Annotated in this window: 1 protein-coding gene; it reads left to right on the top strand. The window is 52.9% G+C overall.

Annotated features, from left to right (window positions below; all coding sequences use genetic code 11):
* Positions 1-102: 102 nt before the first annotated feature.
* The coding region (locus tag SJH88_RS19440) for an IS110 family transposase (RefSeq protein ID WP_274755417.1) at positions 103-420 on the top strand (318 nt) is incomplete at its 3' end.

Below are 420 nucleotides of genomic sequence, written 5' to 3'. Positions count from 1 at the left end.
GATTTGAATACGAAAGACTTCCCACTTTCTTGACTCTGTTTGCAGGGCAGTGTCAGGTACAAAGTAAGTGAAGTTCATTCGTCATTCACCAGGAGTTGTGCCATGCAAACCATCATCCGTGTCGGTGTGGATATCGCCAAGAATGTGCTGCAAGTGCACGCAGTAGATGCACAAGGCAAAGTGGTCACCAACCGAGCCATTCAGCGCAGTAAGTTCTTGGCATGGTGCGCTCAATTGCCTGCTGGATGCTTGGTCGCCATGGAAGCTTGCGGTGGAGCTCACCACTGGTGCAGACAATTGCAAGGCATGGGGCTAGACGCACGAATGATCGCTGCGGCCTTGGTTGCTCCATATCGCATGCAAGGCAAAGGCGGCAAGAATGATGCCAATGATGCGGCTGCCATCTGCGAAGCTGCCAGC

Source organism: Comamonas sp. GCA5, assembly GCF_036541385.1.
Classification (GTDB): Bacteria; Pseudomonadota; Gammaproteobacteria; order Burkholderiales; family Burkholderiaceae_C; genus Comamonas; species Comamonas aquatica.
Note: the sequence above shows the minus strand (reverse complement) of the source record. Positions and strands in the feature narration are given on the sequence as shown.